The sequence below is a fragment of the Shinella sp. GW835-FHT14H05 genome (genome assembly GCF_058793575.1).
Window position 1 is genome coordinate 59,170 of the sequence record NZ_JBXAFY010000019.1, and the last position, 22,824, is coordinate 81,993.

Annotated in this window: 24 protein-coding genes; 5 read left to right on the forward strand and 19 right to left on the reverse strand. The window is 59.7% G+C overall.

Annotation, left to right across the window (positions count from 1 at the left end; translation table 11 throughout):
* The first annotated feature begins 2 nt into the window (after window positions 1–2).
* Window positions 3–755: a sulfite exporter TauE/SafE family protein gene (locus AC1Q6Z_RS31215; RefSeq protein WP_492650224.1), complete on the forward strand. Its 753-nt coding sequence runs from the start codon at window positions 3–5 to the stop codon at window positions 753–755.
* A 37-nt stretch (window positions 756–792) separates the two neighbouring features.
* Here AC1Q6Z_RS31215 and AC1Q6Z_RS31220 read toward each other — a convergent pair whose 3' ends face one another.
* The 3 genes from AC1Q6Z_RS31220 to AC1Q6Z_RS31230 form a co-directional block, all read right to left on the reverse strand.
* Complete coding sequence (locus AC1Q6Z_RS31220) at window positions 793–2,712, reverse strand: multicopper oxidase domain-containing protein (protein WP_492650225.1); 1,920 nt, start codon at window positions 2,710–2,712, stop codon at window positions 793–795.
* A 154-nt stretch (window positions 2,713–2,866) separates the two neighbouring features.
* Entirely contained in the window at window positions 2,867–3,868 is a 1,002-nt protein-coding gene (locus AC1Q6Z_RS31225; RefSeq protein ID WP_492650226.1) for an alpha/beta hydrolase family protein, read from the reverse strand.
* Entirely contained in the window at window positions 3,858–5,471 is a 1,614-nt protein-coding gene (locus tag AC1Q6Z_RS31230) for an RcgA family putative transporter (protein WP_226923697.1), read from the reverse strand. Before AC1Q6Z_RS31230 ends, AC1Q6Z_RS31225 begins: the two co-directional genes overlap by 11 nt.
* 258 nt (window positions 5,472–5,729) lie before the next feature.
* Here AC1Q6Z_RS31230 and AC1Q6Z_RS31235 point away from each other — a divergent pair, with 258 nt between their 5' ends.
* On the forward strand, window positions 5,730–6,488 hold the full coding sequence (locus tag AC1Q6Z_RS31235; RefSeq protein ID WP_298103138.1) for an SDR family NAD(P)-dependent oxidoreductase: 759 nt from the start codon (window positions 5,730–5,732) through the stop codon (window positions 6,486–6,488).
* Window positions 6,489–6,538: 50 nt separating this feature from the next.
* Here the strand turns inward: AC1Q6Z_RS31235 and AC1Q6Z_RS31240 are convergent, their stop codons facing one another.
* The 15 genes from AC1Q6Z_RS31240 to AC1Q6Z_RS31310 all read right to left on the reverse strand — a co-directional run bounded on the left by AC1Q6Z_RS31240 (window position 6,539) and on the right by AC1Q6Z_RS31310 (window position 20,144).
* Complete coding sequence (locus AC1Q6Z_RS31240; RefSeq protein WP_492650227.1) at window positions 6,539–8,428, reverse strand: type IV secretory system conjugative DNA transfer family protein; 1,890 nt, start codon at window positions 8,426–8,428, stop codon at window positions 6,539–6,541.
* Between the two features lie 230 nt (window positions 8,429–8,658).
* Window positions 8,659–9,657 (reverse strand): P-type DNA transfer ATPase VirB11, encoded by a 999-nt coding sequence (gene virB11 / locus AC1Q6Z_RS31245; RefSeq protein ID WP_226923690.1) that lies wholly within the window; start codon window positions 9,655–9,657, stop codon window positions 8,659–8,661.
* Window positions 9,654–11,075: a type IV secretion system protein VirB10 gene (gene virB10, locus AC1Q6Z_RS31250; protein ID WP_226923688.1), complete on the reverse strand. Its 1,422-nt coding sequence runs from the start codon at window positions 11,073–11,075 to the stop codon at window positions 9,654–9,656. The genes virB11 and virB10 overlap by 4 nt, the downstream gene beginning before the upstream one ends.
* On the reverse strand, window positions 11,072–11,854 hold the full coding sequence (locus AC1Q6Z_RS31255; protein ID WP_226923687.1) for a TrbG/VirB9 family P-type conjugative transfer protein: 783 nt from the start codon (window positions 11,852–11,854) through the stop codon (window positions 11,072–11,074). Before AC1Q6Z_RS31255 ends, virB10 begins: the two co-directional genes overlap by 4 nt.
* Window positions 11,854–12,588, reverse strand: coding sequence for a VirB8 family type IV secretion system protein (locus AC1Q6Z_RS31260; protein ID WP_226923685.1), 735 nt, complete (start codon window positions 12,586–12,588; stop codon window positions 11,854–11,856). Before AC1Q6Z_RS31260 ends, AC1Q6Z_RS31255 begins: the two co-directional genes overlap by 1 nt.
* A 157-nt stretch (window positions 12,589–12,745) precedes the next feature.
* Window positions 12,746–13,117: a hypothetical protein gene (locus AC1Q6Z_RS31265; protein WP_226923682.1), complete on the reverse strand. Its 372-nt coding sequence runs from the start codon at window positions 13,115–13,117 to the stop codon at window positions 12,746–12,748.
* Window positions 13,118–13,132: 15 nt separating this feature from the next.
* Window positions 13,133–13,369, reverse strand: coding sequence for a hypothetical protein (locus tag AC1Q6Z_RS31270; RefSeq protein WP_226923680.1), 237 nt, complete (start codon window positions 13,367–13,369; stop codon window positions 13,133–13,135).
* A gap of 55 nt (window positions 13,370–13,424) precedes the next feature.
* A complete protein-coding gene (locus AC1Q6Z_RS31275; protein WP_492650228.1) occupies window positions 13,425–14,444 on the reverse strand; it encodes a TrbL/VirB6 family protein in 1,020 nt (339 codons plus the stop codon).
* A gap of 4 nt (window positions 14,445–14,448) precedes the next feature.
* Window positions 14,449–14,622, reverse strand: a complete 174-nt coding sequence (locus AC1Q6Z_RS31280; RefSeq protein ID WP_272792073.1) for a hypothetical protein — start codon at window positions 14,620–14,622, stop codon at window positions 14,449–14,451.
* A gap of 6 nt (window positions 14,623–14,628) precedes the next feature.
* The gene (locus AC1Q6Z_RS31285; RefSeq protein ID WP_272792074.1) at window positions 14,629–15,345 is read right to left on the reverse strand and encodes a type IV secretion system protein; all 717 of its coding nucleotides are present in this window, start codon (window positions 15,343–15,345) and stop codon (window positions 14,629–14,631) included.
* Window positions 15,346–15,355: 10 nt separating this feature from the next.
* On the reverse strand, window positions 15,356–16,519 hold the full coding sequence (locus AC1Q6Z_RS31290) for a transglycosylase SLT domain-containing protein (protein ID WP_492650229.1): 1,164 nt from the start codon (window positions 16,517–16,519) through the stop codon (window positions 15,356–15,358).
* Entirely contained in the window at window positions 16,512–18,923 is a 2,412-nt protein-coding gene (locus tag AC1Q6Z_RS31295) for a VirB4 family type IV secretion/conjugal transfer ATPase (protein ID WP_492650230.1), read from the reverse strand. Before AC1Q6Z_RS31295 ends, AC1Q6Z_RS31290 begins: the two co-directional genes overlap by 8 nt.
* Window positions 18,920–19,210: a VirB3 family type IV secretion system protein gene (locus tag AC1Q6Z_RS31300; RefSeq protein WP_492650231.1), complete on the reverse strand. Its 291-nt coding sequence runs from the start codon at window positions 19,208–19,210 to the stop codon at window positions 18,920–18,922. The genes AC1Q6Z_RS31295 and AC1Q6Z_RS31300 overlap by 4 nt, the downstream gene beginning before the upstream one ends.
* Window position 19,211: 1 nt before the next feature.
* Window positions 19,212–19,535: a TrbC/VirB2 family type IV secretion system protein gene (locus tag AC1Q6Z_RS31305; protein WP_492650232.1), complete on the reverse strand. Its 324-nt coding sequence runs from the start codon at window positions 19,533–19,535 to the stop codon at window positions 19,212–19,214.
* Window positions 19,536–19,583: 48 nt separating this feature from the next.
* Window positions 19,584–20,144, reverse strand: coding sequence for a lytic transglycosylase domain-containing protein (locus AC1Q6Z_RS31310; RefSeq protein WP_492650233.1), 561 nt, complete (start codon window positions 20,142–20,144; stop codon window positions 19,584–19,586).
* A gap of 79 nt (window positions 20,145–20,223) precedes the next feature.
* Between AC1Q6Z_RS31310 and AC1Q6Z_RS31315 the strand changes: the two genes are divergently transcribed.
* The gene (locus tag AC1Q6Z_RS31315; protein ID WP_050746480.1) at window positions 20,224–20,853 is read left to right on the forward strand and encodes a hypothetical protein; all 630 of its coding nucleotides are present in this window, start codon (window positions 20,224–20,226) and stop codon (window positions 20,851–20,853) included.
* Window positions 20,843–21,352: a thermonuclease family protein gene (locus AC1Q6Z_RS31320; RefSeq protein WP_492650234.1), complete on the forward strand. Its 510-nt coding sequence runs from the start codon at window positions 20,843–20,845 to the stop codon at window positions 21,350–21,352. Before AC1Q6Z_RS31315 ends, AC1Q6Z_RS31320 begins: the two co-directional genes overlap by 11 nt.
* Here AC1Q6Z_RS31320 and AC1Q6Z_RS31325 read toward each other — a convergent pair.
* Window positions 21,299–21,559, reverse strand: a complete 261-nt coding sequence (locus tag AC1Q6Z_RS31325) for a hypothetical protein (protein ID WP_492650235.1) — start codon at window positions 21,557–21,559, stop codon at window positions 21,299–21,301. The two genes, AC1Q6Z_RS31320 and AC1Q6Z_RS31325, sit on opposite strands and share 54 nt — an antisense overlap.
* Window positions 21,560–22,015: 456 nt before the next feature.
* Between AC1Q6Z_RS31325 and AC1Q6Z_RS31330 the strand changes: the two genes are divergently transcribed.
* Complete coding sequence (locus AC1Q6Z_RS31330) at window positions 22,016–22,822, forward strand: hypothetical protein (RefSeq protein ID WP_492650236.1); 807 nt, start codon at window positions 22,016–22,018, stop codon at window positions 22,820–22,822.
* Window positions 22,823–22,824 lie beyond the last annotated feature (2 nt).

Sequence of the window (22,824 nt, forward strand, 5' to 3'; positions counted from 1 at the left end):
GCATGGACAACACCGTTATCGTCGCAATCGCAATCGGTGTCGTCTCCGTCATTTACTCGGCAGCCGGTCAGGCCGGTGGAACTGCGTTCCTGGCGGTCATGGGACTGGCCGCATTTCCTTCTCTGGAAATGCGGCCGACAGCGCTCTTTCTAAATATTGTCGCGGCAGGATACGCCACCTGGCGACTGAATCGGCACGATCTAATCGACTGGCGCTTTCTGGCCAATCTCGCGGTTTCTTCCGTTGTGTTCTCGTTCATCGGTGGACTGATCGCGTTTGGGCAGGAGGCCTATTCAATGATTACGGGCTTGCTTCTTGTTGTGGCGGCAGTTCTCATGATCCGCCAACGCGTCGAGACCAGGGACGAACAGCGGCATCGATCCCAATGGGCAACTATCGGAGTGGGTGCGGTGACGGGCATTCTATCGGGGGTCTCAGGGATTGGGGGTGGTGTATTCCTCGTACCTCTTCTCATCACGTTGGGATGGTGCACGCCCAGGAAAGCCGCGATCTTGTCTCTACCATTTATTCTGATCAACTCGGCTTCTGGTCTGGCAGGCGCACTGTCGACCGGACAAGTGCTCGGAGCGAATGCCTTTTTTTTCGCAGTCGCCGCGCTTGCCGGAGCGGCCATTGGGACTACGGTCGGTCTAAAATTCATGTCTGATGGCATGACGCGTTACCTACTCGCGGCCATACTGATGGCTTCAGGCATGAAGCTGATTATCGGCGCGGAGGCTATCGGAGGTTTATGAACGATCCAGGTGCGTTCGGTGCCCGTCTGCCTGAAATTCAAACCGATTCAACATCTATCACGAGCATGAGCCCGCCACCCCCATCAATCTCGACGTTGTTGTTGGTGGTGTGATGGGAGATATGGCAATGAACCAGCCACTTACCCGGGCGTTGCGCTGTCCAAAGCACATCATATCGTTGGCCTGGAGCGACATTTACCGTGTCGGCTAGATATCGAGCGCTCGGCTGAAGCGTCTCACCATCAACTGCGGCAATCTCAAACGGGCCTCCGTGAATATGCATTGGGTGAATGGCGGTCGTATGCGAGCCAACGAAGCGAACCTTCAATTTCTGGCCGACCTTCATCTTAATCGTGTCGGTGGCGGGGAACGATTTGCCGTTAATCGTAAAGAAATTGGGAAGCGCCCCTTCCATGGGCATCGCAGGATAAGTTAACCATTCCCTCTTTACCCATTCCTGTAATTGCATCGTGTATTCGAGGTCGGCGGGAATAGCCTCCGCCGGGTCCTTCGGATCGATAATCAGCGCGCCGTACAAGCCAAGCGACTGCTGCCGATCCACATGGTCATGGGTGTGGTAGAAATAGGTGCCGGCCTGCTCAACCGTGTACTCGTATGTGAAGGTCTGTCCGGGCTGTATCGGCTCCTGGGTGATATGAGCCGGTCCATCCATTTCATTTGGCAGGATCAGACCATGCCAGTGGACGGTCGTGCTCTCCGGCAGGCGATTAGTGACGTTAATCCTGACTTTGTCGCCTTCGACAATCCGTAAAGTGGGACCGGGCACCTGATTGTTGTACGCGTAGGCTTCGACGGTTTCCCCTGGCAAGATCGACCAACTGATCACGGACGCCGTCAGGTCGAAGACCTTCACATCGCCCTCCATTCGCGGTTGAAGTACCTGACCGCCACTTGCGGTGGCGGGAGCGTTGAAGTCCACGAGCCGAGGGTCAATCGCCGCCATGTCACGCATCGCGTCGCCAGGTGTATCGAAGGTCATGATCATCCCGGGAGCCATTATCGCACCGCCCACATCATGGGCGCTCAGGTGCATGTTCACCTTCATAAAGGGGTAGGCGAAGCCAGCAATCAGCATGATCGAGGTGAACCCAGCCATTGCTCCGATCTGGATGCGGGTAGGGGCGAAAGCTCTGTTTGGCTGCGCGCCACCAGGTTCATGTTGCTGATGGCCCTTGTGCTGCTCATGGCAACCCGTCTGTCGCCCATACTGCGCATGGGATGCATGCCGCTGGTGTGCATCATGCGGGCGCTCGGTCATGAGCCCGTGCTTGAGGCCCTTCGCGACAAGCCAGACATTAAAGGGATATGCAACGGCAAAACCCACGCCAATACCCAGTGCCATGACGCCCCAGAACAACATTTCACCCGGCCACATCGCCCTCATGTCGCGTCCCATCATGAGGATTGCCATGACCGGAGCCATTCCCGCCATCATAGCATTCATGCTGATGAACTCGGGCACGAAGGAATTTTTGACGTTCTGCCAGTAGCTGCCGCCCATCATGTTTTTCATGAAGAGCGCTTGGAATACGAAGAGGCCTAGGGTGAAGCCCGCGATGTACTCGATGATGATGTCGATCCACATTGGGAGGCCGAGTACCGCCGTGATCGCGGCGGCAATTATGATGCCGGTGGCATCGCCTGCTACGCAGTGAATGGTGGACCCGATGCCCTGCTTCCACAGTGGCTTGATGAACTCTTCATGGGTTCCGGGCGCAGGCTCTTTGTCAGCCAGAACGTAAAGGAGCAGTCCAACTGGACCGAGGTAGAGCGTGACGAGGATGAAGCCCCACTTCATCACGGCCGGTTCTGGATTGTTCCTGAATTGATCCCAGGCAACATATGCCGTGCTCAAGCCTGAAAGGACGAACCAGATGAAAAGCAGGTAGTCGATGGGCTGAATAAACACAGTGCACTCCATGTCCGTGAGAATCATGACATGGAGCGCACCGTACCGATTCCTAGTGTTGGAAGGTCAAGGGCGGCGCCCCTATTTTGGACCCTCCATTTCTTGGACATCCCAACCCCGTCAAGCCAAAAGGAACCATAGGTACGCCGGTGGAGCGGGGGCAATAGCTTACCGAGGGCTATCAAAATGACAGAAACCGCTTCAAGCTCAAACCCGCCGACAGAATGTAAGGCGGCATAGCGAGTGAATAGTGACCACAGTTCAATTGCAAAATACTTGGTCTAGCGCCTGCGCAGGTCAGCCTCTGTATTAACCTCTCCGACAGCTCTGGCAACACCACTTTATCTCTCTTCGCCAGCACAACGTGAAGAATGAGATCCGGTCGTGCCAAACGATCCGCGTAATTCTCGATGTTAAGTTGCGCCCAGGCTCTCCTGAGATCAGTAAGCTCAATATCCGGTTCAAGGCTCTCTCGAATTGATCGCGTGGCACGGCCGGTCCAAACCATATCCGCGAGGCTTCCTGCCGCCAGAAACAGCGAGGCCTTAGAAACGGTCGCGTCGTGCGCCGCGATGAGGCCTGCGACCCAGGAGCCCAGGCTCATACCGAGAACAGAAATCTCTCTGTAGCCTTCACTCTTTAACCAACGAATGAGTTTGCGCCCATCCCATACCCCCTGCCTTATCGATTGGATCGTTCGACCGAGATTCGCGCTAAGCATGTAGTCGGCGTGCGTGGACCCCGGACGGCTGCGCTCGAGGTGATACGGCATAGCAATTTCCACAACCGTTATGCCTCCCTTGGAAAAGAACCTAGCAAGCTGATTATTCCGCGCACTTGCATTCCAATGGTGAAAAACCACCATCGCTCGGTCGAGCGATCCACTCTCGGTGATCCTCGCCCAAACGACATTATTCTCGTCGATGTCGGTCAGGGTGTCCGATGGAAACTTGAGCCATCCATCTCGCCGTTTAAAACCTTGATCGCTCCTAGTCGGCTCATCGAAGAAAGTCTGATCAGCCACGGCTTGGTCGGCGAGAAGACAAAACTCCTCGATACTCCCGATCTTCGCAGCGCCTGAAAAGGCCCGTTCCGCGTCGAGCGCGAAAACCGTTGCTTTCTTGCCTTCCTCACCGCGCTTTGCCCGCCGCTCATCCCAACGATCAAGCCAATTATGAAACATTCAGATTGGTCCCTACTTCACTCGCCCGCCAACGGCCGAACGCCGGATCAAACAGGCCGTAAAGCGCAAGAAGCACTCCAAGGCCCAAAAGGATCGAAAAACCAGAAAAAGCACCGATCAACAAGTAGCCTGCAACGAGCAACGCTACGACCGTCGACATCTTCCACAAAGGTACACGAAACCGGTTTCCGATACCCAAACCGATGGCGCCAAACAAAAAAACGATGCAGGTGGAAATAACGACAAGAAGGCTGCTGTAGTGCGTCGGCATTCTATAGCCGATCGTGCCGCTCAGATTGTCGAGCCCAAAAATAGCCGCTGACATATCTCTGATCAACCAAGCCGCAATATTCTCGCCGGCCGACGTCAGGTACGAGCTTTGGCCCTTCATGCATATGGCGACCAAAATCCCCAAAACAGTACACCTGAAAATTCCCCGGATCAGGGTCAGTCCGACTTCGTTGAGCTGGGATCGGCAATCCACCTCAGGTCGCGTTTCCAGTTTCTTTCTGATTTTGCAAAAATCATAAGCGATCGTGTAAAGCAAAATGAGGCCTGCAAAGAAAATATAGAAAGAGATCGCCATGTACAAATATGCAATCCCTGTGAATAGCATCGCCTCCGGCACTGATATGACATCAGGGCGCACGATCGCTAATTTTCCCCAGTCCATGGCATATTCGCCGCCGCCTTTCATTAGCGGGATCAAACACACTTCGATCCACTGAACAATCCCAGCGAATACAAAGCAAACCAGAAAAACCGCCCAATAGGTAGAGGAAGAGCTTTCTACGTTGCGCGCCCAAGCATCGTGGGAGTCCGTCCCGTCGGCCTGCGCGACAAGCTTCAGACGCCCCTCGAATTTCCAGAAGGCCAGAAGCTCTATCACGAACACGAAGAATAGTGGCAGGAACACCATGAAGACGAATGTCCAATTTGGCGCCCAGAGAAACCCGACCTGCTTAACGACCCCGTCCATTCGGTCGTAACTCGCGCTGTGAACCCCCGTAACATAGGACAAAAACCCAAGAGCGGTGGCGCCCGCAAACACCGCCGCTGGCAAATTCAAGGGAGAGCCGGAGCTAAAAAGCGCCTCTGATCTCATCGCCAAACCCAAACGCCGAACTGGCGTCTTGGCGTCCGCATCCCCTGCCAACCCTACCGAGGGCATCGTCTCATCAGGGGCGGTCGCATTTTGTGCTATATCTGGGGCTTCCGGTGCAACGCTGCTTCCGGCTTTCCTCCCGTCTCGCCTCTTGGCCGTTAATCGAGATTGGGCCTCACTCAACTCCATCTGCCATTCGCTGGTTGCGACCGGATCATCGCACCCAAAAATCCTTGCCAGCCAACGAATGTTGGCGGTGCTGATTCCCTTGTCGTTCTCTTGAAACCAAAGTTGCACCGTGCGCAGGTCGATCCCAATCCGGTTGGCATCAATCTGTGAAATCGCCTCTGCAAGTAGCTCCGGCGTCCATGGTCCTGCTGGAAATCCATCGCTGCCAAGCGGCCGTCCCGCTCCGGCCGCGGCCGTTCGTTTGAATAGTTCTTTGAAATCACTCCCGTCCTTCGGCGGAGGGAGAAAAAACTTTCCGTTGTTCAACAAAGACTTAGTGGCTCGCGTTTCGTTTCGTTTCGCTAGATTTCGTATCTTGTCGTGCCTTCGTTCCCAAATAGAGGCCTGTTCCCCCCGCAACAGATCCCACGATTACGCAGGCTGTTTTCGGTCGACGGTCATTTGTTTCGATGAACCCCCCTCAACCGATCATGCGGCGCGCCGCGGTACTTGGCAGCCGATTGTGTTTTCTCGTGGTCCAACGCGTGTGTGGAAATTCGAGAAGGTGTCATTATTATGGAACGAAATATGGGCAAGCCTTTGCGTGGTCAGACAGTCCTGGTCACCGGCGCGTCGGGCGGCATAGGGGCGGCAATCGTGGAGCGCCTCGCCTCGGAGGGTGCGCGGCCAATCATCCACTATTGCCAGGACGAGGATGCGGCGGAGACACTATTGGCCCGTATTGGTGGCGACGGCTTGATGGTGCAAGCCGATCTTTCGACTTCGGAGGGGCCATGCACATTGTGGCGGAAAGCGGTTGCTTTCGCGGGACGTATTCACGGTGTCATTAACAATGCGGGTATCCGTACCGAAATTCCGATAGAGAATTCAGCCGCGGCCTGGAAGGCCGCATGGCAAATGGAGTTTCAACTCAATCTCTTTGCTGCGGCCGATCTCTGTAGGGAGGCGATCAGGCATTTTCGAACCGAGGGTGGTGGGCGCATCATTAACATGGCAGGCCAAGCCGGTCAGCGTGGCTCCGCCGCCGACATACTGCCTCATGGCGCGACCAAGGCCGCGCTCATCAATCTCACCAAATCCATCGCCTCAAGCTTCGCTCGTGAGGGGGTGATAGCGGTGTCTATCGCACCTGGCCTCGTCCGAACGGAGATGGCAGAGAAATACATCGCCGCCCATGACAAGGGAGAAGCTGTAGGGGACATTCCAATAGGGGATATGGCCGAAGCATCCGAAATAGCTGAACTTGTCGCGTTTTTGTTGCGTCACTCTCAGGAGTCGCTCAACGGTGCCACCCTCGATGTCAATGGCGGCAGCTATATTCGCTAACCCGGGATAGCAACCAGAAGCAGTTTCAGCAAATCCGCGTGAAGCCGAAATCATTCATCGGCAAGCGCGAGCGTGACCTCTTTCCGGACCTTTTTCGCCGCCCGCTTCTTCGCGGGAGAGCTTTTGAATATGGTCAAGATCTTCTCGATAGATTGGTCTGCCCCGGCCTTTCGTAGAGCGCTTGCGTCCAACGCCGATTTAAAGTCCGGAGCTGGACTTGTGCAGGACGGGTCGCTGTTCTGGCCGGGGCGCGGGGTCTCATTGGCACCCTCGGGCAGTTCATGAAATTGCTCGGGTTGCAATTGACTCGGCGGCTTCCTGAGAACCGCCGAGCTATTCGCAGCAAATTTTGCTCCGGGTATCGATATGATCTGCGAAGCGCTGACAGGAGACGGCCCAGCCTCTGGTACTTCGAACTCGAAATTGCCAACGCCTTCAACCGACGTTTCCTTTGATGGCGCTCGCATCTGCAGCCATGCGCGCTTCGTAAGCTCCTTATCAGCATAATAGAAATTCCGTACGCCCAATATCGGCTGCTGATTTCGGAGCTTGATGATGCATCGTGTCTCGTTCATCGAACCCAATTCATCGGGGCGCATCAGGGGCCGCATCGCAGTCTTGTGGGACATCGTGGCACCCTTGCGATCGAACAGAGTCACGCCGGTCGAAACGGCCTTATCGACCGTAACTTCCTTCCGCTCGCCGAGAAGCTGGGACACATAGCGCTGATCCTCCGGGTCTTGCGCGCCGAGGAAGATCTGAGCGCGGGCGGAATTCACCAGCGTCTGCCGGCCTTCGCGGGTATAGACGTTGTCGATCGAGCGCAGCGACTGCACGAAGAACCAGCAAGGTATGCCATAGCCGCCAAGGACCGTCGCGACGGTCAATGCGTTTTCCAGCTTTCCCAGATTCTGGAACTCGTCGAGCAGGACCAGCACGCGGCGCTCGCCGCGCTTCATCATGTTGCGCGACATGTAGTCCATGAACTGGACCATCAGCACATTGAAGATCGGGCCGATTGAGGCGATCTGCTGGATACGGAAATCAAGATAGAGGCTCATGTTCTCGCGGCGCATGGCCCGGATGTCGAATGTCGATCGCGCCGTCGCGCGCAGGATTCGATTGTTCTTGAACGGTCGCACCGCTGCGGCGAGCGAACCATAGACACCGTCGAACTGCTTGCCGGCCATGACGGCGAAGCGGGCGAGGGTGGTATAGGTGAAGGGGCTGATCCAGGCCGCGCGAAGATCGGGATTGGCAACCTCCTCGAGCCATTCGCGAAGCGGCTGATCGCCGCCCTCGACGACATTGAGAACCGTTCCGAGGTTCTTGTCCTTGTCGAGAATATCCGGGTTTTCCAAGACCCAGGAGGTGACGCCGGCGAATAGGGCGCGGGCGTCGGAGATCCAGTAGGCATCGCCCTTCGGCGTCGGCAGCATCGCGGTGGCAATCGAATTGATATCGATATCGCGCTGGTCGGGATCGATGGCGACGAAGTCGAGCGGATTATAGCATTCGGTGTCGCCGTTTTCGTCGGCCGGCGAGAACCGCAGCACGCGCGAGAATTTTGAGCGAAAACCGGCCGTAGCCTCATAGGTCTCGCCGCGCATGTCGAGCACGACGATGCTGTCCGGCCAAAGCAGGCAATTCGGCACGATAAGCGAGGCGCCTTTGCCCGACCGGGGCGGGCCGATGACGAAACCGCCCACGTCATCGCCGTCGATCCAGAGCTTCTTGCCGCCGAACAGCATCGGCTTCAGGAACCGCCGCCGACCGGAGCCGCGCTGCGTGAAGCCGCCCGGAACCTTGATCAGGCTCCCGCCGATCCGGCCGACGAACACGCCACCGGTGCGCGTTAGGCCCAGGGCGCGCGCCTCCAGCGGGCTAAGAAACCGGGCGTCGGTCGACTTCTTCTTGCCCGTCATGGCGGCGACAAGCATGGCGCCGCCAGCAAGCAGACCAGCCGCGGCCGCTATCGCCGGCCGATGCCAGTCGCCGGCGGCGAGATCGAGGCGTGCTGCCTTGTAGGACGCCAGCATATCGTCCTGCAGGGCCCGCAACATCCAGGTTGAATTGTCGAAGGCATAATAGAGACCGGCATAGGCGAGGGACGCGACGAATGCGGCCGCAGCCCCAGCGATGACCAACCCGAACAGCAGGATCGCCGGATTCATAGCGTGTCGCCCTTGGTGAAGACGATTTCCGAAACGACGCGTCGGCCGTCCGGAAGGCGCGTCAGCTGGACGACTACGGGAATGACCTCCTTCAGGTAGTCGATGATCTCCTGCTTTTCGAGCACAACGCCGCTCTGCATCACCATCAGCGCCAGACGGTCATAGGCCGAACGCGCCGAGTTGGCGTGGACCGTCGTCAACGAGCCGGGGTGGCCGGTATTGATCGCCTGCAGGAAGGAAAACGCTTCGGCGCCGCGCAGCTCACCCAGCATCAACCGATCCGGCCGCATGCGCAGCGAGGCTTCGAGCAATTCTTGCGGCGTCACCTTGGCACGCCCCTGGTCGCCCTTGGAGGCCAACAGCGTGACCGTATTCGGCGTGATCGGCTTTAGCTCGCGGGTGTCCTCGATGGTGACGATGCGTTCCTCGTCCGGCACTTCCTTCAGGAGTGCATTGAGGAAGGTGGTCTTGCCGGTCGACGTGCCGCCGGAGACGGCGATCGAAACCCGCGATCGCACGGCCGTCCGAAGAAACAGCATCGCGTCGACATCGCCCTGCATCATCGCGGCAAGCTCTTCCTCGGCCGGCGAAAGCGTGAGCTGGCGTCCGACCTTGGTGTCCTCGAACGCACCGCGGTCTTTATAGACGTCCAGGCCAATGTCGTGGATCACCTGCTTGCGGATCGAGATGGCGCCACCATCGGGTGCAGCGGGCGGCAGGACGCATTGGAAGCGCTCCCCGGTCGGGAGCGACGCCGACAGGATGGGATGCTCGTCGTTGACGACCTGGTTGGTGGAGCCGGCGACGCGCTCGCTGAGCGTCCTTATCCATTCGGCAGAGAACTGCGCATCGACGACACGCTCCATGCCGCCGACGCCGAGACGTTCAACGAACAGCTCGCCCGGCCGGTTGACCGAGATTTCCGAGACGTGCTCGTCCGAGAGAAAAGGCTTCAGCCGCTCCAGCGCCTTGTCGAGAAACGGAAACTGCTTCATTTGTAAACCGGGGCCACCGGATAATAGGGCGTCGGATCGACGTTGCGGCGGATTTGCCCGCCGCGCTTCAGCCGCATCATCTCCTGCCGGATCGGATCGGAGTAGAAGACGGAGAAGTCGAGATCGCGGCGCAAATAGACGACGATCGACTCGCCTTGGGCGACATAGATCGTCGGCGGGATCTTCGAGCTTTCCTTGAACGCCTCATTGGCGATGTCCTGAAGGACCGCCGATGACTTCTCCGCGGCGATCGAGCGTGCCTCGGCGGCTGTGCGGCTGGGCTCGGTCGTGATCGTCGTGACCGCACCGGTGATCGGATCGACCGTCGAGATCGAACGGGCGCTTTCCGTCGCCGTGTCGCCGAGCGCCGAGACATATTCCGCCGCGCCGCCGATGACCGACAGCATGATCGCGGAACCGAAGCGCTCCCAGAAATGCGTGTCGATCTCGCCGGTCAGCCCGGCGCGGCCGAGACGGTCGGCGCCGGGCGACGCGATCTCGACGGAAAGGCCATCGGAGCGAATGACGCGGGACCAGACGACGAAGATGCGCTTCTGGCCGCGCGCCAGGCCGGACTTGTATTCCCCGATCAGCCGGGAACCTTTCGGTATGAGGACGCGAGCGCCGTCGAGCGACCGAACATCCTCGCGCACGACGGCGCGCACCATGCCCGGCAGGTCCGTGTTGATCGCTGTCTCCAGGAACCCTCGAATCATCGTGCCCTGTGCGACGAGCGCGTCGGTCCGGTCGAAGCGTGTTGCCTTGACGATGCCGGCGGTCTGCTTTTCCGACTGCGCGAGGAACGCCTTGTTGGCGTCGCTCTCCGCGCCGGGAACCGCGACAAGCTGACCCTCATCGGCGATCGTCACCGACTGGTCTCCGGCCGACAGGCTTTCGCGGCCGGAACCGTCGACGATGATCTGTTCAGAGCGCAGCCGTTCCCAGCGCGCCTTCTCTTCATCTTCCAGGCGTTTGGCCTCCAGCGCGGCAAGCCTCGCATCCTCTTCGGCACGCCGGCGCGCTTCTTCCGCCCGAAGCCGCTCCTCCTCGGCGCGACGACGCGCCTCTTCGATCTGGTGCAACTTTTCGAGATCGTCACCCTGATTGACGGTGACGTCGACAGTAGCGGAGTCCACCGGCTTCTTCTCTTCGACCGGAATCTGCACCAGGTTCGGATCGGCCGCCTGTTTCACCGGCTCGTCGGGGAAATCGCGGATGCTGGAGTTCGACGTCTCGAAGGTCTCGCCGGTGCCCTCAGTCAGATTGGAGGTCTGCGGGCCGGTCGGCCAGTTAACATAGGCGAGGATGCCGGCGCCGACGACAAGCAGGAGAGGGAGGGCGAGCTTGCCCAAGCGACCGTTGCGGTCGCTCGCCACGCTGCTTTGCCCGTCGAGGTGGTCGAAATCGATCTTGCTCATCGCTGGCGCTCCTCTTTGCTGCCGAGGCGCTTCGGCCCGTAGGCGTCTTCGATGAGATCGAAGGATTGGCGATTGGCCTGCCGATTATAGAGGCACAGCCACTTGTCGCCGGCGCGCAGCGTGAACTGCGCCGCGATCTTGTCGACCACCACGTACTTGCCCTGGGTGCGCAGGTTGACGAGCGATTCCTGACGCTTGCCCTCGACGACGAAAATGGCGGGGATTTCGTCGGGGAATTCCAGATACATATGCGTGCCGTCGTCGAAAGCGACACGCGGCTTCAGGCTGGTATCGCCCTTGAACACATAGTCGTAGTTCAGACGGCCTGGATCGAGATCCTTGAGCAGCGGATCCTTGGCGCTTTCCTGTGCGGCGGCCAGCAGCCGCGCGTTGACGTCCTCGTCCGGATATTTGAACCGCACCTGGAATGCCGCGCGCAGGTCGGCCGCCGCCGAGCCTTTCAGCAGCAAGGCATAAACGCGCTGGTTGGTGACGATGTTGACGTTCGTTTCGGCATTCTCGCGCAACGGCTTCACGAACAGGATGCCGGAGCCCTTCTTGGGGACGATCGACCAGCTGGCCGTGTCGCCGGCCGAGATCGTCTCGATCACCTCGGAGCTGCCGAGCTGGATCATCGTCGAGACGCCAAGCCCCGCCGGCACGGTCACGACGGAATTATTGTTGAAGGTGATGTAGCGGATGCGAGGATCGGCCGCCGTGGATGTGATCGCTGTGACGAGCAGCGCGAGCGTTGCGAGAGCAAGGAAGGATTTCCGCATCAGCGTGCCGCCTTGTCCGCCGGCAGGACTTCGGGCAGCGATTCCTGGTCGCGCCTGTATTCGACGACCTGAAAGCCGAGAGGATTGTCGAAGCGATATTCGTTCTTCAGCGGCGCCGTCGTATAGCGGAAGCGGACCACCGAGACCCAGTGCTCGCGGCGAAGGGTGTTGTCGCGCCGCGTCTCCGTCGAAAAGCGCACGGTCGCCGTGGAGGCGTTGAGGAACGAGACCGACTTGATGGTGACAGCGATGCGCGTGTCGCGGCCGAGCACCTTGTCCTTCGACTGCGGGTTCGACGGCTCGAACTCGTGTCGCAAGTCCGCCGAGGCCTGACCCGTCGAATAGAGTTGGGCGAGATCGTAATTGTCCTTCAGTGCCCGAGGATCGTAGGTCTCGCGCGCGCGGATGTAGCGCACGATGTTCGCCGTCTTGATCGCGTCGTTTTCGGAAAGCTTGCTCTCGTTCAGGGACCGGGCGACCTCGACGAAGCCGGTGGTCTTGTCGGCGATCACCACCACGGCCTCGAATTGCTTCAGAGGAACGAGAAGGTTGAGGGCCGAGAGGCTGAGCATCGTGGAGATGCCGGCGACTGTCGCAACCGTCCAGGCAATTTTCCGTGAGCGGCGCTCCTTGCGATAAAGCTCCGCCTCCCAAGAGGCGCCGGCTTTCCAGTAGGCGGTCAGGTCGATCGGCGGAGTTTGAGGTGTGTGTTCGGTTGGATCTGCGTTGCTCATTTGGGCTTCCGATAAACCGCCAAGACGACGGAATTAAATATAGTTTATTCGTCAGGCCGAGCGATCACCTCTACCGGCCAAATCGGTGCTGAGGTGAGGGCTGGTTTGCCTGGATTACTGGAGCGCGTTCAGCTCCGTGGCGCAGTCGTCCGAAGAGCTAGCTGCACCACTTCATCAGCGTTTTCTTCGACGCCGTATTGGAGAAGTAGAAAGAGCGATCATCCTTCACCTCGATGCGGACCGTGTCGGGGTCACCGTCTGATTCATCAGAGCCAGCCTCGACCCATAGGACATCGAGAACATAGGAATTGCCCTCGTTTTTGACGGATAGAACCTTCCCGGCGGTCTTGTTGGCGCCAATCCCCTTGTCCTCGATATAGATAAACGCGGCGGCCGCGGCTTCGCAGCCACCTTCGACCGGTGCATATGCGCCGGTCAGCACAGGCAGGATCGAGCTTGGCGATTGGGACCATGCCGTTCCGGGGAGCAGCAGGCCGACCGCAGTCATGGTCGAGGCGATTTTCTTCATGGAGAAGTTTCCCGCTCAGAATCCGAACATGCTGCCGACGCTTTGTGCATATCCGGCCAGCGTGTTGTAGAGGTCGATGCAATATTCGGCGAACGGTTTGAAGAAGATGACGGCGCCGATGAAAAGCAGGACGCCGAGACCTCCGCCCTTCTTGGCCTCGGCGCGATCGTTGTCTGCCATCTCTTCGTTGAGACGGTTTTGCGCGTCCATGGCGGCGAAGCGCCGACGGTCATCTTGCCAAGGGTGATCCACGGCTATTCTCCTTCGGATAAATTATAGTTACCAAGAATGCGCATAAGAGACTACCCTAAAGTTGCCCATTCTTTTCGGTTTCTCGCTGGATTGCGCGGGCTCGAGCTGCCTGAACATCCGTCGATGTGCGGCGACGACCAAGGCCGGCACGCAGGAGCCGAGCGCGTCCGCTGACCTGGCGTTCAGCATAGGCGACCGAACGCCGGCCGCCGATAAAGGCGGAATCGCCTTGCCCCAAAACACTGCCTCCAACGATGGATGCGGCGAAGGAGGGGATGAAGCGAAAAACGACGATCCCGAGCAGGCAGACGATCACGAACGGAGCGACATAGGAGAGCTTGCTTTCCGTAGCGGTATTGTTGGCCGTGTTGATCGCCAGTTCGATGAGTTGGTAGAGGAAGGCGAGGAACGCCATCATCAAGGTCTGCGTCACCATCAGGTTGACCATCAACAAGAGCCAGCCGTCGGTAAAGCGGAAGGTCCAGCGGTAGAGCGCCAGGATGATGAACACCGGCGCCAGTGCCAGGGTGATGAACAGCATCAGCTTGGCGGCGAGAATCGCGGCCGCCGCGACGGCGATGAAGATCATCGCGACGACAAAGACGATCGCACCGATGAGAGCGCCGACATATTCGAAGGTGCCGGTCGCCACCTGCTCATAAATCTTGCCTGCGGTCTCGAAGACGGCATCGAGGATCTTCACGACGCCCGTTGTGTCGCCCGTCCCGCCATCGAGCGCACCACCGGAACCAGCGATCGACTCGATGATCGTGTCGGAGATGAGGTTTGGCACCTCTTGGACGAGCTTGTAAAGCGTGGCGGAAAATGCCCCCCAGTTCGTCGCCATATAATAGATGAAGAAGGCGCGGCCGAGCCGCCAGGCCGCTTCCGGCACGGAGAAGCCGTCGCGACCGGCGAGGATCATGTAACCCCACCAGAGGACATAGAGGGTGAGCATCGACCCGAACAGGACGTTCACCTGTAGCGCGAGACCGTCATAGGCGTTCTTGATGAACGTCTCACCGATGGCGTCGAGCTTGGCAAAGATGTCCGAAATGATCGTGGTCGCCGCCATCCGCCTATTCCTTCAGGACGGGCGCGAAGACGTCATTGACCGGCATGGCCGGACCGCACAGGTCGTCGGCCTCGACATATCCCGAGATCGGCGGGCAGGGGGCTTTCTTCTCACCCTTGGTCTGGCAACCGGCGAGCACCGCCAGACCGGAGAGCATGATGGCAACGGGCAATCTCATACGGCCTCACTTGAACGGGTTGACATCTTTGTATTGCAGCATCTTGGCAGTCTCCGACTGCTGGGTCAGCCGCATCTGCATCTCGGTGTTCAGCGCCGAGACCGCGCCGTTGGAGACGCCGATCAGTTCGTTGATGGTGCGCGCCGTCTCCAGCTGCATGCGGGTGTTGGCGTCGACCGAACCTTTGACGTCCTCGGCCGAGCCGATCTGGCCGGTGGCCGACTGAAGCGATTGCTCACGCTGCGACACGCCCTTGGTTGCCTGCTGCGTCAGCGCCGAGAGCAGCGCCACCGTATTGACGGCGCCGGAAAAGGCGTTGTTCATCGCCCCGGCATCCTCGCCCTCGACGATCGCCTTGACCTGCTTCACCAGCTGCAGCCCGTTGATCAGCGTCGCAGCGATATTCTGGGCATCGGAGCCGAGGCCGCCGAAGGACAGCGTGCCGCCGTTCATGATCGAGGAAAAGGACGGTGCGGCCGAGACGGACATATTGCCGCCGAGGCCGGTCGAGGAAATGCCCATCGAGCCGTCACGGCTGCCGGAGAGCGCGCCGAGGATCTCCTTCGTCTTTTCCAGGATGTTGGTGTTGGTCTTCATGATCTCGCCGGTGTTCTCAGCATTCTTCTTGGCGATCGCGAGATTGGTGTTGTCGATCACCGGAATGTCGGCGAGCGCCGGCGTCGAGATGGCAATCGCAGCGGAGACGATAAGCAGCTTGTTCATGGGAATCCCCTTAATCGGCCGCGTTGGCGGCGTTCTGGATGGATAGAAGATTGTTGCCGATCGAGCGGTCCGTACCGCCGGACGAGAGAATTTCGGTATCGGCGTCGGCGGCCGCGACCACGGCGCAACGCGGCCAGTCCTCGCGCGGCACCTTCATCTCTTCGAGGATGACCGGGTCGCAGCTGTAGGGATTGACCTTGCTGTCGGATTTGAGGGTCTTGGCCGTCTCGGACGTTTTCGACAGGTTCATCTGCATGCGCGCCTGCAGCAGCTCGTTGAAGAGGTTGCGGGCGGTGATCAGATTGTTCAGAAGCTCGGCATTGACGGCCCGAGCCTGCGTGTTGTCGTCCCAGGCATCCTGATAAATCTCCGACGCGCCGACCGAAGCCCACAAAGAATTGATGCGGCGGCCCGCCTCCTGGACGCGCGCCGTGCTCGCGTCGATCCCCGAAACGGCACGGTCGACAGCGCCGGCCGCAGCACTGTTCGAGCTGCGGGTCGCACCGGAGCCGTAATCGACATAGGATTTATAGGAAGGCGAGGAGATGTCCTCGATGTTGGAGCCGCCGGCATAGGCGTTGAACCAGGTATGGTTCCGCCCGACCTTGCCGGCCCAGTTCTTTTGCTCGGCGGCGGTCGAGCCGTTGTACCAGGAGGCAAGGCAGGCATAATCGGTGCTGCCGCACTTGTTGACGCCCATTCCGAGATATTTGACGCCGCCTTCGATATTCTCCTCGTTGATGTCGCGGTCGAAGCCCATGCCCTTGCCGGTCCGCTTGGTCAGCTGCATCACGCCCTTCACGCCGGTCGGCGAGCCGGAGCAGGTCGAGATGCCCGATTCCGCATGCGCCACAGACAGGGCGAGGCCGACCGGCACATCGTACTTCTCCGCATAATGCTTGATCAGCTCGACGTTCTTCGCGTCTTCTTTCACCGCCTGCGCCGGTGAGCGATAGAGACGGCGGTTCTTCTCCTTCTGGGAGATATTGCAGTTCGTGACCGACTGTTCTTCGAGCTGGTCGGTCTGCGTTTCGGTGTCCTGTTTGGAGTGGGCCTCGTCCTCCGCACGCTTCTCCTTCACGTCATCGTCGATGACCGGAATGTCGGCCCAGGCCGAAGGTGCCGGCGCCCCGGCCATTGTCGCGGACACGAGAAGAATAATCGCCTTACGCATCAGTCGCCTCCGGGATCGTCCAGCCACAAAAATGCGGGAGCCAGGCGGCCGGCTCTTCGCCATATGTCTCGCGCAGCGTCTGGCACTCGCGCACCGTCTCCGGCCGCCCGGACAAGACCTTCACGACGTCGGGCATCGCCGACAGATCGAGCCGTGCGATCACCGAGTCCTGGGCGTGCTTGATGAGGAAGGTGCGGCTCGTCTTGTCCGCTTGCTTCACGAAGCGGAATTCCTTTTCGGACAGGCCGAACGCTTTGCGGTAGCTCTCCTCGTCGGCGGATGCATTCGGGAAGAAGATATTGGTCATCGTCTGTTCGATGATCGTGTTGCTCAGGTCGGAGCGCACCACGTCGGCCGCCGACTGTGTGCCGAAACCGACGATGCCGTTCATTTTTCGGATGGTCTTGAGCCAGTCCTTGATGAAGCCGGAAAAAACGTCGTCATCGAGCAGGCGCCAGCCTTCGTCGAGGAAGATCATCGAGGGACGGCCGTCGAGGATGTCCTGGATACGATGGAACATATAAAGCAGTGCCGCCGAGCGCGTGCGCTTGTCGGCGAGGATCTCCGTCATGTCGAAGCCGATCACCGAACCGGCGAAATCCAGCTTGTCGGTCGGGTTGTTGAACAGCCAGCCTTTGTCGCCTGTGGTCCATTCCTTCAGCCGGTCGGCGAGATCGCCAATGCCGGAACGCATGCGGCCGCGCAGGACTTCCGCCAGCATGTCGAGACGCCGCTGTGGCCGTTCGAAATCGGTGTAGATGCTGTCGACCGCATCCGAGATGACTGCCATCTCCTCGGCATTAAGGACCCGGTCCGACGGCGTGACGAGATAGGAGACCAGCGTCTTGCCGAAGCTGCGGTTGGCAGGCGTGTCTTTGAGCTGCAACGGCGCGAAGCCGGTCGGCTCGCCCGGTGATAGCTGCTCGTAGCGCCCGCCCATGGCGCGCACGAAGATCTCGCCGCCGCGATCCTTGTCGATGAAGACGCAGCGCGGCCGCGGCTCGACGCGCATGCCCTGGGCCAGCAGGAAGGACAGCGCAACCGTCTTACCCGAGCCGGTCGGGCCGATGACGGTGAAGTTGCCGACATCAGCCTCATGGAAATTGAAGAAATAGGCCGTCTGGCTGGTGGTCTCCAGAAGCGCGATCGGCAGGCCCCAATGGACCTTGTGCGTCTGCCCGGACGGAAAATTATGCGCGGAGAATAGGCCGGCGAAGTTGACCGACGAGATGAGCCCTTGCCGGGCGATATAGGAAAAGTTGGTCGGCAGCTGCGCCCACCATGCCGCTTCCTGATTGAGATCTTCGCGCACGGCGACGACGCCCATGCGCGCCAGTTCGGCGGTGACGTCGGCAACGGCGCGGTTCAGCCGCGACAGATCGCGCTCAAGCACAGCCACCGTCATGTGGTGTTTTCCGAACACGACCTCACCCGAGGCCAGCCGGTCCCGCGCTGTCTCAATATCGTCCTCGACGGCCGTGCCGCCGTCGTCGGAATTGGAAATCTGCCGGCTGATGGTGGCGATCGCTTCCGTGACCGTCGTCCGGTCCTCCGGGGCGAATGAATGGGTGACGATGAACTCGTAGGGCAGGCGCAACAGCCCGTCGAGCTGGCCGGGCGTCGTCATCGGCGGGTATTCCTTGATCGACACCATGGCGGCGACCTTTGAGGTCGCGCCGTCCGCCGACCAGATTTCCGTGGCCTTGCGACCGAACATGATCCGACCGGTCCCGACGTAGTCGGCGAGGGACATGCGGGGCAGGGGCATCGTCCGCTCGTCGCCGGCGGCGAGGATCTTGGCGAAGAACTCGGCCGGTTCGGAATAGAGGCCGCCATCGCGGCTGGCGCAGGTGAGGATTTCCGGGCGGTAGGAGCGGAAATCGCCGACGATGCCCGAAACCATGTCCTTCAGGTCGCGCAGCGCCTCGCCGCTGGCTTCGACCTCGTTGTCGGCCATGCGGAAGACATCGAACATGCGGTCGACCTTGCCGGCGCGCCCGGTCATCGGCCGGCGGATCACGGTCAGATACAGCTCGTTGATGAACATCGTCCGATGCTGCAGCCCATCCATGTAACGGGCGTTCAGCTCGTCGGCGAAGGGATTGTCGAACTCGCCGTCGATTGTCGGCTTGATCTGCCGGCGGATGATGGTGGCATAGAGTGCGAAGCGTGACGATCCGAGCGAGCGCACCGTCATGTTGCGGTTGGCGAGGCGGGCGTTGATCTCCGCCTGGTCCATGGTTTGGTAGGGCAGGCCGGAGAGCCGGATGACCTGTAGCAGGAGGCCGGACTTGGTGACGATCGTCTCCTCGTCGACATGGCGGAGATAGGGGACGTGCGTGCCGATCCCGAGATCGCGGGCACGTTCGCGGCCGAACTTGAGATCATGATTGACGATGTTCATTGGGCGTAGCTCCCCGCTTTCCAGAAGCGCCTGTTGCGGATCGCCCGCCGCATCGACAGGAACACCTGGACCACGCGGACGATGTGGATGTCCCGCTGGCAAAGGTACAGCGCGATGAAATGGACGGGCAGGACGATCAGCGGCGCCAGGAAATTCGACGAGGCGATGAAGACGACGATCCCGAAAATGCCGTTCACCACGAACACGATGATATCGACCCCGAAATACATCGGCGGCTTGGTCAGCGGCTGGATGAGCGGCTCGACATCGGGAACGTCGTCACGCATGTCAGACACCCCCGGCCGCCTTCATGGCGTCGACCAGTTCGGCGGCGCCGAAGATGATCGCAATACCGATGACGATGGAGATGGCGCCCTGCCAAGCCATGCGCCCGGTCAGGAACAGGAAGCCGAGGAAGCAAACGGCGATGATCGCGAGTGACCGGGCGACGCTGCCCTGTAGCACGCCAGTGAACCATTCGAGGATGCCTTCGACCGGCGCGGCCGACTGCGCATAGGCCAGTTCCGGAATCAGCGCGAGGGAAGTCGCAAGGACCGCCAGCGACAGGAAAGTCTTGCCGCGCAGGCGCGGCGTCATCGTTGAAATTGTCATGCGGATGTCCTTCTGATCTTGGGAGGATGAAGTTGAGGGGGACCGGCGCTAATCGGCCGTCCAGACGTGTTGGTCGCGCCAGGGGGAGGGTGCGAGCGCGACCGTCTCCTTGCGGGCGTCGCGGTTCCCGCGGCGCTTTTCCTCGGCCGCCGATGCCTTGGCGTTCAGCGTCCAGCGGTTCATCACCTTGACGATGTACTGGGCTGTCTCGTTGAACTCGGGGATGCCGCCCTTCTGGTAGACGCGCTCCGGACCGGCATTGTAGGCGGCCAACATCAGCAGGGGATCGTCGAACTCGCCATAGAGCTTCTTGAGGTAGCGGACGCCGGCGCGAATGTTCGATTCCGGATCGCAGCGGTCGGTGACGCCATAGTCGGAGGCGGTCTCGGGCATCAGCTGCATGATACCGACGGCGCCGGCGTCTGAGACCTGGTGCCTGCCGCCGGAACTCTCGACATCAACCACCGCGAGCGCCAGGTCGGGGTCCAGTTCTTCCTCTGTGGCGATGGTCCGCACCAGTTCCAGCACCCGGTCGCTATCGACAGAACCGCACGCTTGCGCGGTCGTAGCCGACGTCGAGAGGAGGAGAAAAATCAGGGTGGTTTTCAATTCGTTTATCCGGGTTGTCGCATCGAATAGTAAACTATAGTTAATTCGTATGGGATTCCTCTGTCAATTCGGAAATGGCATGGCTGCTATGCGACAACAACTCAAAGTAATCGGATTCGCCCTCATATCCCTCACGGGAGACGCCGCCACAGTCACCATGGCGCAGGGCGAAAATCCCTACGGGGAACCGCCTCCGGAATACCTCCGCCAATTTGTGGAGCAGGGGACGAAGGCATTCGTGCTGGAGCGTTTCGACGCCGATGGAAACCTGGTGGCGAGGTCGATCGAGAAGCTGAATGGGAGTGTCGAGATCGACGGCCCGGTCGAGCGAAGCATAGCGGGGCAAAGGATCAGTTTGCGTGGGCTGACCGCCTGCCCAACCGAAAACGTCGTTTATAATCGCGTGCAGACATGGCGTTGCACCGACGCGGCGCGCGACTACGCCGAGACGGTCTATAACAGGCGTGCCAAGGTCATTCTCTGCAAGACCCTGGTGCTGACCCCGGCTGAAAACGAGACGACCCCGGCGTCATGCTTCGTTCTCGTTGGTGGCGAAGGGGAGCCCTTCAAGACGGTCAATGACGATGACAGCATGGTGTTTCTCGGACTGGCGTCCATCGGACGAACACAGGACGGGCGCAGCCGTCGGCCTGACCTCGAAGCGTCGCAATCTCTCTCACGATCGATGGGGTTCCAGAATGCGGATTGAATTTTCGATGGTCATCGCCATGTTGGTCGCGTCCACAGCCGTTGCGCAGGACAAGGCCATTTCATTTCCGTCTGACGTAAGCTTTGAGACTGGCGATACCTGGGCTTACGAAGGCCGAAAATACAGGGTTTTCGGCGTTCAGGCATGTCTGCGCGGCACGACTTTTCGTTCCCCTGACGGTGACGAGGTCGACTGCGGGATGCGTTCGATTGCATCGATAGCGGCCCTGTTCTCGACGGGTTCGATCGGTTGTCAGCCTGTCGGCAACGCCAAGGATGGCGCCACGTTCGTCGTCTGCGCAGCCGAGATCGATGGGATGACGGTCGATGTCGGAACGGCGCTCATATCGTCGGGTGGGGCATTTGCGGCCGTGTTCCCTTCGGGCGCTCCGGTATCGGCATCCTACGCGATCGCGGAGAAAGACGCCAAAGACAGCCGCGCCGGCCTATGGGCGGGGCGCTTCGTTCATCCCGTCTCCCTGCTTCTGGGCCAGCAATGACCAGACCTCCGAAAGATCGATGTAAAGGCATTCCGTAATCATGGCGACTTCCCGCAGGGTCATGAGCTGCCATGCGCCTTCCTGCAGAAGCTCCAATCGCTCTTCAGCAATGCCGGTCAGTTCGGCAAATTCATGAGGTTTGGTGTCGCGGCGCCTTAGTTCGTCTGCGAGGAATTGCACAAGCTCTGCAGCACTTTCACTGGCCATTTGCGGTCATCCTTTCCGGTCACCGACGCAACGGTTTCGCGTCGTTGAGGTGCGGGGTTTGCTTTGCCTGCGTGCGCGCTTGCCAGTGCGAAGTCCGGCAAGGCGATGTCGGAACGGACGAGAGTGATTCCGCCGGCCGAATGTCTCGCTCAACCTTTCCACGAGTGAAAAGCGGCGTTTTCGCGGCGACCGCTGATTATGTTTGTTCGTGGAGTAAATTATAATTAACTTGGTGACTCGCCTTGTGGGCGAATGAGCCAGGGAGGTTTCATGCCGTAGACAAAATAAAACCCGCCTCGGAGAGACGGGTTCAGTGACACACGGAAATGTGCGCAAAAGTCTTATAGCCACTGATTTTTTCGCACATTGATGAGGCCGGTGCAAGTTAATTCTTGCCACGAATACGTGCGTCCTGCGCCCTGGATTTCTCTCCGCTGACCATAACGAGGAGAGAATATGCTTGTTGCATCACCAGCGGCCTACGGGCCGAACCTATTGTCGCGCCTACTCGCCGCGCGCACCCTCCAGCAGATTGACGACTGCGCGAAATCCGCCTGGATACTGAATGGGGAGGGCCTCGTAGACGACCGCGAGATGGCATATCTTGCCCCGGTCATCGAGCATCAGCGGCAGGCGATCCGCGCGCGACCTTGGCTTCAGGGCCATCCGATTGGTCATATCAGGCCGACGACAACCAAGCCGGTCCACCGACGCCCGTCAATTCCCGCAGACAGGCGAGCTGCATCCTGGGTGCGCCGCCGCTCGCTCGCCAAAAACTGCATCATCCCGACTTGCATCGCCGGAAGGTTGACAATCAGCAAGCTTGCCGTGCTTTCGGTCATTGCCCGAGCGGTGATGGACCGTGGAAAATCGAATATGTCTCTCCCTGAGATCGCCGCGCGTGCCGGCGTCGGATGCACGACGGCGCGGTATGCCATTCGGGATGCCTTGCGAATGGGGCTGATCAGCGTGTCCGAGAACCGGATCAACGGATTTTGGAGCCGCCCCAACACGATCAGGATCGTCTGTGGTCGTTGGCTTCGATGGCTGAAGGAGCATGCAGGGTTTTCGCCACGGAGAAAATCGGACGACGGAATTGCTGTCGATTGCGTCGGCACCCCCCTCAGAAATCTGATCCCCACGATTGAAATTATTTCATTCTCGCTGCGAGGCGCGGTTCATCATCGATGGGGAGCGCGTGCAAATGTGCCTTACTGGCGCGGGGATACATGCCTTGATAGGGGAGTGAGGGCTTTGGAATAGCA